This is a genomic window from Streptococcus huangxiaojuni (assembly GCF_040930515.1).
GTDB classification, from domain to species: Bacteria; Bacillota; Bacilli; order Lactobacillales; family Streptococcaceae; genus Streptococcus; species Streptococcus huangxiaojuni.
In genome coordinates this window covers 1-10,003 of record NZ_JBFQEG010000041.1, presented here as the reverse complement: position 1 = coordinate 10,003, position 10,003 = coordinate 1, and the positions used below count along the sequence as shown (strand labels likewise).

6 protein-coding genes and 3 pseudogenes are annotated in these 10,003 nt (G+C 37.4%); 7 read left to right on the top strand and 2 right to left on the bottom strand.

All coding sequences use genetic code 11. The annotated features are described in order from the left end of the window. Positions 1-1,310 (top strand): annotated as a pseudogene (locus AB3329_RS11400) (transposase); the annotation flags it as partial. A 22-nt stretch (positions 1,311-1,332) separates the two neighbouring features. Here AB3329_RS11400 and AB3329_RS11670 read toward each other — a convergent pair. Continuing rightward, positions 1,333-1,752, bottom strand: a pseudogene (locus tag AB3329_RS11670) (site-specific integrase); the annotation flags it as partial. A 103-nt stretch (positions 1,753-1,855) separates the two neighbouring features. Between AB3329_RS11670 and AB3329_RS11395 the strand changes: the two are divergent. After that, positions 1,856-2,280 (top strand): annotated as a pseudogene (locus AB3329_RS11395) (NAD(P)H-dependent oxidoreductase); the annotation flags it as partial. Between the two features lie 55 nt (positions 2,281-2,335). On the opposite strand, the gene AB3329_RS11390 reads toward AB3329_RS11395, so the two are convergent. Continuing rightward, positions 2,336-3,358 (bottom strand): LacI family DNA-binding transcriptional regulator, encoded by a 1,023-nt coding sequence (locus AB3329_RS11390; RefSeq protein ID WP_368396276.1) that lies wholly within the window; start codon positions 3,356-3,358, stop codon positions 2,336-2,338. A 181-nt stretch (positions 3,359-3,539) separates the two neighbouring features. On the opposite strand from AB3329_RS11390, the gene AB3329_RS11385 reads away from it, so the two are divergent. Genes AB3329_RS11385 through AB3329_RS11365 form a run of 5 tightly spaced genes read left to right on the top strand, consistent with a single transcriptional unit; the run spans position 3,540 to position 9,181 of the window. Next, a complete protein-coding gene (locus tag AB3329_RS11385; protein WP_368396274.1) occupies positions 3,540-4,886 on the top strand; it encodes an ABC transporter substrate-binding protein in 1,347 nt (448 codons plus the stop codon). Continuing rightward, a complete protein-coding gene (locus AB3329_RS11380; RefSeq protein ID WP_368396272.1) occupies positions 4,873-5,748 on the top strand; it encodes a carbohydrate ABC transporter permease in 876 nt (291 codons plus the stop codon). Before AB3329_RS11385 ends, AB3329_RS11380 begins: the two co-directional genes overlap by 14 nt. A 1-nt stretch (position 5,749) precedes the next feature. Continuing rightward, positions 5,750-6,601 (top strand): carbohydrate ABC transporter permease, encoded by an 852-nt coding sequence (locus tag AB3329_RS11375; protein ID WP_368396270.1) that lies wholly within the window; start codon positions 5,750-5,752, stop codon positions 6,599-6,601. Positions 6,602-6,606: 5 nt separating this feature from the next. Further along, complete coding sequence (locus AB3329_RS11370) at positions 6,607-7,695, top strand: ABC transporter ATP-binding protein (protein ID WP_368396268.1); 1,089 nt, start codon at positions 6,607-6,609, stop codon at positions 7,693-7,695. Between the two features lie 28 nt (positions 7,696-7,723). Beyond that, positions 7,724-9,181 (top strand): glycoside hydrolase family 32 protein, encoded by a 1,458-nt coding sequence (locus tag AB3329_RS11365; protein WP_368396267.1) that lies wholly within the window; start codon positions 7,724-7,726, stop codon positions 9,179-9,181. Positions 9,182-10,003: the final 822 nt, after the last annotated feature.

Here is a 10,003-nt window from a genome sequence, read left to right as displayed (position 1 = left end):
TGCTCATGCGTGAGAATGGCATGATTGAAGACGACGCTCTCTTTATAGATGGCACCAAGCTAGAAGCTGATGCCAATCGCTATTCTTTTACTTGGAAAAAAGCCGTCACTAAGTACGAAGAAGCATTGAATGGTAAGACTGCTGAACTTTATGACAACCTTGTTCAAGAAGGGGTAGATTTAGCTCTCTCGAAAGAAGCATGTGAAACCAGCGAGGGGTTAGTGCGCCTTTTGGAAGACACAGAGCAGGCCTTGGCGGAAGTTGAGAAAGCTATTTCTGAGGAACCAAAAGTTATCAAGGGAGGTTCTGCTAATAAACGGAAGAGACGCCGCATCAAGAAACTCCGCAATCAGTTGAGAAAAGATGACATTCCTCGTAAACAGCGATATGAGGAGGCTAGAGAAATCCTCCAAGACCGCAACTCCTTCTCCAAAACAGACCATGACGCTCCCTTTATGCGGATGAAAGAGGATCATATGAAGAATGGCCAGCTCAAACCTGGCTACAATGTCCAAGCGGCCACCAATGGTCAATATGTTCTTGCCTATGACATCTTTCCCAATCCAACAGATACTCGAACTCTAAAGCCTTTCCTCGAATCTATCCCAACTCTGGATTTATTCCAACACATTGTAGCCGATGCAGGTTATGGAAGTGAAGAGAACTACGTTTTTATAATGGATGAGCTGGAGAAAACACCTCTGATCCCCTATGGTATGTACCAGAAGGAATTGACGAGGAAATATCAGAACAGTCCTACTAATCCCAATAATTGGGACTACCTCGAAGAGACGGACCAGTTTATTAAACCAGACGGAGTTGTTTATTCCTTTAAGAAGTACTCTCGTCGAAGGGACAAGTACGGCTTTAAACGTGACTTTAAAATCTATGAGGCAGATAACATACAAGATAGCCCAGAGTTGGAAGACCTTGCCAAAACTGAAAAGGGGTATCAGAAACAGATTCATTATAATCCGACTTGGGCTTACTTTAAGGAACTCATAAAGGAAGCATTGCATAGTGAAAAAGGCTCTCGTCTCTACGCCAAACGGAAAATCGATGTCGAACCCGTTTTTGGCCGATTGAAGCGTGTTTTTGGTGTGCGCAGAGTTCATGTAAGAGGCCATCAAGCTGTCCAAACGGAAGTCGGCTTCCTCTTTATGAGCATGAATCTCACGAAATTGGCCAAGAATCTCCCCTCAAAAACTTCAAATACTCAAAAACCACACCGTGATTCTTTCATCTTGATTGTTTTCAAGACAGAAATCACTGTGTGGTTTTATTTTGAAACTAGTTTTTGCCCAGACTCGTTTTTTAGCAAAATTCATACCTTTACTTTTTATGATTACGATAGGCAATTTTCGCGACAGCCATTGAGACGACATTTGAGGTATGACATAAGCTCTGGTGGCGAAGTATCACTATGTGTTAAAGCTTCTGAAATAGCTTCTAAGGCTGTTCCAGTATGGCGTAATTTATGCGCTCTAGCATGTACTCACTCTTTATGACGGCCTTCTACAGATTTCATGCATGCAGTGGACTATTGAATCTTGTTTTTTGTGTCAATATAAGTGAAAACGTATTGTTCATCAGATTGAATAATGCCAAATTTCACCAGTTCAACTTTTGATGTTTTTTTCAAACTTGCAATAATATCGCTAGTTCAATAGGGATACTAAAAGTTGTTTTCTTATTCCCCTTAGTAGATTTTGGGATTTTGTATCTATCTAAAGCTTGAATTAGCTGAATTTTGTTATTATAAGGTGTCATTTCTAGCAAATTTAAGGTAGGGTAAACGATGCTCTTTTTGTAAAAGATTAACTAGTACCGCGATCATATGTCACTTAATAAATGAATGCCGTTTGAATTAGCTTATGCGGAAATTGCCCATAAAGATCCAGATACTATGTTTGCAAAACGGGTTTCTGAACAATCTGGGAACCGATTGTCAACGGTGCATAATTCTCTGCCACCATAACTTATGAAAAATGTAGAATGGGTCACACTTCATAATGGCAATTAAGAATATATTCGCATGTTTATTCCAAGTCCAAATCTAATGTACCTGCCGTACAACTATCAAGCGATGTACTATGAAGGTGGCTCGCTTATTAAGGAATTAACGAGATTGTTTGGCTAGATTGGTATTTAAGGACAGCTAGTCAACAACTAAGTGGCAGTCATACTTTATCTAGTCTTGATACGAATTCTAGTGTACCCAAATCGGCTAATAATTCTAGTTCTGCAATCGATGCAAATTCTGGAGCTTCTTCACAATGATAATAAATGTTAGAACTATTAGTAGTTGCTCATTTAATAATATAGAACCTTCCTCCTAATCACTTGTACTTCGTTTGATTAATTTTGGTGCGACTTCTCTGTGCTGAATGGTTTGGTGTTTACCTTTTGTTTTACGGTGTTCTTGGATTAAATCTTGTAAAATATCAAGAGCAGTCTGTGTGATTCTACCGATATCTTGTTTGATACTTGATAAAGGTAAAATAGCTTCGCTTGCAATTGGCGAATCATCAAAACCGATGATTTTGTAATCGTCTGGTAAGCAGCCATATTTTTGGAAAACAGCATTTAAGAAAATGTTAGCATAAGTATCATTAGCCAGAAAAATTCCTTTACGTTTTCCAGTGTAGTCTGTATCGATCTCTTTAAATAAACGCGTGATGTTTTGACTGATATCACTGTAGTTGCTGCCGAGATCTTTTTGATAGATTTTATAGGGAATGTCGCTGTCGTCAGAAATGGTTTTAAATCCAGCGATACGACCGTAAGCAGGGATATTTTTATCGACAAAGCTATTGATGTGAATGAGAATGTTACAATTGTTTTTTATCAAATGGCTGGTTGCTTGGACACCGCCGAGGTAGTTGTCGGTGTTAACACTGCTGATAAATCGCGCTTCGCGTTCGATACTAACGATAGGAATATTGTAAGATGCTAATTCTTCGGACGGAATTGTATGACTAAGTGTGATCAATCCTTGGATGTTATAGGCCTGGAGTTCTTGGATATACTGACGTTCTACCTCTATGTCGTCATCACCAAGAAAGACCAGAAACTTATAATGATTATCTGAGTAGCTAGTTAAAATTTGATTTAAGATGGCAGAGTAGTAATGAAGGTAGAGGTTTGGAATGATGATTCCAATAAATTCAGTCTGTCCTGTAGCTAAAACCTGAGCGATTTTATTTTCCTGATACCCCAAATCTTTAAGTGCTTTTTTGATGATGGTACGATTTTTTTCAGTAAGTGAGTCTGGGTTATTAAAGTAGCGTGAGATAGTCGTTTTTGAAAAATTAGTATATTTTGCAATATCAGAAAAAGTGATTTTTTGTTTACTCATACATTCTTCCTTAAGTCTTATTTATAACCTATAGTATATCTCTAAAATACTTTTAAGTCAAAGAAGTAACCGGTTATATTTTTTAAACTTTTTTTGAAAATACTATTGACAAGGTAAAAAATAAGGAGTAAACTTTAGATAAAGTAACCGGTTACATTACAAATAACTTTGGAGGGGTGTTATGCGGAGAAGGCTCTTAAAAACATTAATAGTATCACTTTCTGCAGGGCTTTTGTTAACAGGATGCGGCAGCAGCAAACCTGAAGTTGGCAGTATAAAGGGGTATGACAAGGGAGAAGAGTATCTATCAATATGGGTTCACTCAATTGAAGATACGGATGAAGGACAGGCTTATAAAGAATCAGTCAATGCTTTCAATAAAAAATACAATGGCAAATATTTTGCTGATATTGAATTTATTCCTCGAAATGATAGTGGTGGTGGTTATTCTGATAAAATCAATGCCTCTGTTATGTCTGGAGGATTACCTGATGTTTTGACCGTAGATGGTCCTAATATTGCAGCTTATGCAGAAAATAGTATCATTCAACCTTTAGCAAAATTATCGGATGAGGAAAAGAGTGCTTATCTTGACTCAATCATTACTCAAGGGACTTATGGTAACAAACTCTACGCTCTTGGAGCTATGGAGTCTAGCGTAGGGCTTTATTATAATAAAGATATTTTAGCTGAAGCTGGTGTAGCTGTGCCTGACGCAAATCACCCATGGACTTGGTCAGAGTTTTTAGATGTCTTGAAGAAAGTTCAACCGATTTGTGAAGAAAAAGGTGGTTATCCTTTGGATATGACTTTCCCAACTGGTGAAGCAACGATTTACTATTACGCACCATTCTTCTGGTCAAATGGTGGTGACTTTGTTGATAAGAGTGGATTGAAAGTTGATGGTATCTTTAATTCAAAAGAAAATATAGAAACAGTTAACTACTTTAAAAAAATCCTATCAAATGGCTATATGTCAAAAGTTGCTATCAGTAATTTGTTTGAAAGTGGACGTGCCGCCTTTAAAATCGATGGCGCGTGGGAAATTAATTCGGTTTATACAAGCTATAAGAAGCTAAATCTGGGTGTTGCCCCCTATGTTGTTTCAGATAACTGGGATGGTGGACGGTACACTCCAACAGGGTCTTGGGCATTTGCAGCTTCTAAAACCACAAAAAATATTAAAGGTGCAACAGAATTGGTTAAGTGGATGAGTGGTGCTGAAAGCGGCGAACGTCTTTGGAATAAAACTAAGAGCTTCCCTTCAACCTACGAAGCCTATAATCATATCAGTACATTCTCAGAAGATGCAAATTATGCCGCGCTTTATAACCAGTTGAAAGATTATGGACATCCTCGCTCAATCACACCGGTTTATCCGCAAGTTAGTGATCGTGTTCAGGCGGTTCTAGAAGATAGTGTTCTGTCTGGCGCAGACGCTGAGGAAGAACTTGATCATGCGGTAGATAAAATCGATGCTAAATTGAAACGCTATGTTCTTGAGGAGAAAAAAAATGAAAAAGAGTAAAGCCGAATCTATTATGGGAATGGCCTTCTTCGGTCCAGCTTTGGTATTATTAGCGGTCTTCCTATTTATTCCTTTGATTTTGACATTTGTTTTTAGTTTTACAGATTTCTTTGCGCTTAATCCTAGTATGACACACTTTGTTGGTCTAGATAATTTTAAAGAAGTCTTTAAAGATGAAACTTTCCGTAAGGCTTTCTGGAACACGGTTAAATTTGTTTTAATCATTGTTCCGCTGCAGGGTGGTGGGGCTTTGTTATTAGCTTTGATTATTAACAAAGTTACCCATTTTAAGAAATATTTTAAAGTGGCCTTCTTTGTTCCGGTTGTTATGTCTTTGACCGTTGTATCAACCTTGTGGATTCAAATTTATAGCCCTGAAGGGATTTTGAATGCTATTTTAGGATTCTTTGGCATTGATGCTCAGCCTTTTATCAATAGTGCTGATCAAGCGTTGCCTTCTATTGCTATAATGAGTGCCTGGCAAGGTGTCGGTTATCAAATGATTATCTTCCTTGGCGGACTTCAAGGTATCAGCCCATCACTTTATGAAGCAGCTGAAATGGATCATGCGACACCATGGCAAAAATTCAAGAATATTACTTTACCTGAATTAAAACCATTGCTTGTTTTCGTCTTAATCACAGTAACAATTGGTGCCTTTCGTATGTTAGTTCAACCAATGGTTATGACGGGTGGTGGCCCTTCTAATTCAACTTATACTGTTGTGTACGATATTTATGAAACGGGTACTGTTAACTGGGAAATGGGGCTTGCTTCAACCATGGCAATTGTCTTTGCTGTCTTTGTTATCATTTTAACCGTTATCCAAAATATCTTGACCAAAGACAAGGAGGAAAAATAATATGTTAACACAAAAGCAAAAGAGATGGAGTTGGATATTTTCAATAATTTTGCTCATTTTGTCCTTGTTTTTCCTCTTTCCGGTTATTTGGATGTTGGCCAATTCTTTTAAAGGGGATGCAGCCATTACAAGTGATATGAATACTTTTAAGGCTTTTGTACCGCCAGCATTAACAGGCTCATTTTTCGATAATTATGTGACCGTTCTTTTTAATACACAGTTTATTCGTTATATGGTAAATACTTTATTTTATGCAGCGATTTTGATTGTGCTTAGTATCGTTGTTAACGGACTTGCTGGCTATGCGCTTGCTAAAATAAAATTCCCGTTTAGAGACCAATGGTTGTTAATCATCCTGACTTTGATGATTGTTCCAATGGAAACAACAATTACTATTCATTTCTTGATCATTGCTAAAGCAGGTCTGCTGAACACCATGCTTGGTTATGTTTTACCGATGATTGTTTCGCCTTTTAATATTTTCCTTTTCCGCCAAGTTTTTGTTGGACTTCCTGACGATATCTACGAAGCTGCTCAATTGGATCATTGCGGACCGATCAAATATTTCTTTACTATGGTTTTGCCAATGTCAAAATCAGTAGTTGCAACAGTCAGCGTCTTCACTTTCCTTGGTGTTTGGAATGATTATCTCTGGCCATCATTAGTATTTACATCAAGTGACTTATTAACTGCGCAAATTGGTTTAAATGCGATTACGTCAAATGATGCAACAACAGTTGGTCAAACCCTTGCTGTTATTACACTTGTTACCATTCCTGTTATTATCATCTATTCATTCTTCTCTAAATATATTGTCGAAGGTGTTATTTTAACAGGATCTAAGGAAGGATAAATCTTATGAGTTTTATTGAATTTAAAAATATCACAAAAAAATATAAAGGTAATGATAAAAATTCAGTGACTAATTTTATACTGGATATTGATGAAAAGGAATTTATTGCATTTGTCGGACCTTCGGGTTGTGGAAAATCAACAACGCTTCGCATGATGGCTGGTTTTGAAGAAATTACAAGTGGTGATTTGTATATCGATGGAAAACGCATGAATGAAGTGGCACCGGCTGACCGTGGGATTTCAATGGTTTTCCAAAATTATGCTCTATATCCTCACATGACGGTTGAAAAAAATATTTCTTATGGTTTAAAAAATATGAAAGTGCCTGCTGATGAAATCAAACGAAAAGTTGATTGGGCGATTGATATTTTAGGACTTGAAGAATATCGCAAACGCAAACCTAAAAATCTTTCTGGTGGTCAGCGTCAACGTGTGGCTCTTGGACGTGCGATTGTTAAAGACCAAAAAGTTTTCTTGATGGACGAACCCTTGTCTAATCTGGATGCCAAATTACGTATTAGTATGCGTAATGAAATTAGTAAACTTCATCATAAATTGGGTTCAACAACTATTTATGTTACTCATGACCAAGTTGAAGCAATGACTATGGCAGACCGTATTGTTATCATGAAAGATGGGGTTGTTCAACAAGTTGGAGCACCGATGGATCTTTACGAACATCCCGTTAATAAATTTGTTGCAGGCTTTATTGGTGCGCCACAAATGAATTTTTACAATGTATCTATAAATGGTCAAACAATTATATTTGAAGATGGCAATAGCATGAAAATTCCTGAAGTTATTGCTAAGAAATTGGCTGGCCGCAAACGTGCGATTATGGGAATTCGTGGAGAGGATATCAAATTTGATCCAGCAAACCTTGAGGTTTACGCAGGTAATGAACAAAAGACTGTTATCAATAATACCGAGATTATGGGAAATGAAAACAACCTTTACTTTGAATTTGGTGGTGAAACTACTGTTGCGCGTGTGACAAAATACGATGTCAGCCAAATTGGTGATGAAGTTACATTTGTCTTTCTGCCACACAAATTGCACTTCTTTGATATTGATACTGAAGAAGTGATTTAGAAAAGCAGTAGGAAGGATTGTTTAAATTATGCACACGCTTAAGCAAGCACAAACATATATTGAACAAAATCGTGTTGATAAACGAAAGCGCCCAGCTTTTCATGTGACGGCGCCGGTTGGTTGGATTAATGACCCAAATGGTTTTTCAGTTTATCGCAATCAAGTCCACCTTTTTTACCAATACCATCCTTATTCGACCAATTGGGGGCCAATGCATTGGGGACATGCTGTCAGCTCTGATATGATTAAATGGGAAGAGCTCCCTGTTGCCTTGGCACCTGACCAAGCGTATGATCATGCTGGCGTTTATTCAGGAAGTGCTCTAGAAACGCCAGAAGGCCATGCTCTTGTCTACACAAGTGTCGAAGAAAAAGAAGATGGTGATGGGAATAAAACAGTTTATCAAACGCAGTCTCTTGCAATCGGAGACGGCGAGAATTATCACAAAGTTCCCGAAAATCCAGTTATTCTAGGCAATCAATTACCAGAAGACTTCAATCAATCAGATTTTAGGGATCCTAAGGTGTGGTTTGAAGATGGAAAATATTGGTTGGTTGCAGGCAATTTAAGCAAAGACAAGCATGGTCAGATTGTTCTTTTTTCAAGTGAAGACTTGCGCCATTGGCAATACGAAAATATTTTGGCAGGCGATGACGATGGTGCTATCGGCAAAATGTGGGAATGTCCTGACTTTTTTAAATTAGATGGACAACATGTGTTAATCACCTCGCCACAAAATATGTCAGCGGCAGCATATGAATTTCATAATGGACATAATGCGGTTTATTTTGTTGGTCGTTATAATAAAGAAAAACACACTTTTGATAAAGGCTGCCCCCATGCTCTTGATTATGGTTTAGACTTTTATGCGCCTCAGACAACTCAATTACCAGACGGTCGTCGTATCTTGGTGGCATGGATGAAGTCGTGGGATTCGCTTGCTGTTGCTGATGGTCAGGAGTGGCAAGGAATGATGAGTCTTCCAAGAGAATTGTCTCTTGAAAATGAACAACTTATTCAACGTCCAATTCGTGAATTATCTGATTACCATGCAAATAAGCTTGAATTTTCAGGGATTATTGGTAAGTCATTTAAAATAATTGAAGGGGTTTCTGGTCGTCAGATTGATATGACTTTACGTCTATCAGGAAATGCCTATACCTCCTTTACGATTGATTTGGCTGTTGGTGTCAATCATTATACGCGATTTATTTTCAATCGCCATCTTAATACGATTGAGGTTGATCGTACTTATTCTGGTTTACAAGCTGATCTGAATTGTCAGCGTAAAATGACTGTTACCCCCTCTGATAATATTGAGTTACGTTTTATTTTGGATAGCCATTCTATTGAATTATTTGTTAATGATGGTGAAAAAGTCGTGTCGACAGAGATTCCAACACCACTAGATTCACAAAAAATTCGTTTCGTCAGTGATGGTGAAACGAAGCTATCTTTGATAAAATACGATATTATTATTCCTTAATCATACGACTAAAATATCTATTATCTTAATCTCCTTAAAGTAGATCATTTAATCATAGAAAAAAAGAAAGTGAACTTTCCAAAATTGTCGCTTTCTTTTTAATTTATAAACTAATTCGAAGATAATAATGATGTGAATTTTCGGTATTAGTTAGTTCAACGTGTATTTTTAGGTAAAAATTCACACCATTCAAATGGAACTAGTTGAAATTTATTGAAGTAACGCTTTCAAAAAAGCACCTAAGGTTCCAAACGTTAAGAATCAGCCATAACACAGCAATTACAGCCACTTCGCGGTTCACACCATAGGGTGTTTCTTGATTTTCAATTGCCAATCTAATATTCTTAGCAATTCCTAGGTGAGAAGCTGTAAATGAAAAGTATTTCGGGATGAAGTAGGTGTCAGTATGACTTAAACTATATTTTAAGTGCTAATATAGAAAGGGCTTTAGATAAAATTGTGAAATATACAATAAAAAAAGTTGCTGAAATTAAAGGGAGTCGCACCACTTGTTTTGCGCTATTATGATTGGTAGAGCCTTCTGTAGATGGTTAGCTGGGAAAAAGGGAATATATTTTGAAGGTAGGGAATTCAAGTTCCTGCGTGCTCAAACCCTATCGCTGAGCACTAAGCAAAAAACGTAATGGCAATCAAAAAAATTGGCTTTACAGGCAATCAAAAAAAATTGGCTTTACCCCCTTGACAATAGATGAGAAGAGATGCTATACTAATTGAGCTGTCAGAGAGAGTCTGAGGGGAAAAAAGGAAAAAGTCCTTGACAGCTCTCGTATGATTTGCTAGAATAAAGGAGTTGTCTCAAAG

Excerpts from the sequence above, each read along its gene's own strand:
- AB3329_RS11390 (WP_368396276.1), bottom strand. The coding sequence starts at position 3,358 with ATGAGTAAACAAAAAATCACTTTTTCTGATATTGCAAAATATACTAAT.
- AB3329_RS11385 (WP_368396274.1), top strand. The coding sequence starts at position 3,540 with ATGCGGAGAAGGCTCTTAAAAACATTAATAGTATCACTTTCTGCAGGG.
- AB3329_RS11380 (WP_368396272.1), top strand. The coding sequence starts at position 4,873 with ATGAAAAAGAGTAAAGCCGAATCTATTATGGGAATGGCCTTCTTCGGT.
- AB3329_RS11375 (WP_368396270.1), top strand. The coding sequence starts at position 5,750 with ATGTTAACACAAAAGCAAAAGAGATGGAGTTGGATATTTTCAATAATT.
- AB3329_RS11370 (WP_368396268.1), top strand. The coding sequence starts at position 6,607 with ATGAGTTTTATTGAATTTAAAAATATCACAAAAAAATATAAAGGTAAT.
- AB3329_RS11365 (WP_368396267.1), top strand. The coding sequence starts at position 7,724 with ATGCACACGCTTAAGCAAGCACAAACATATATTGAACAAAATCGTGTT.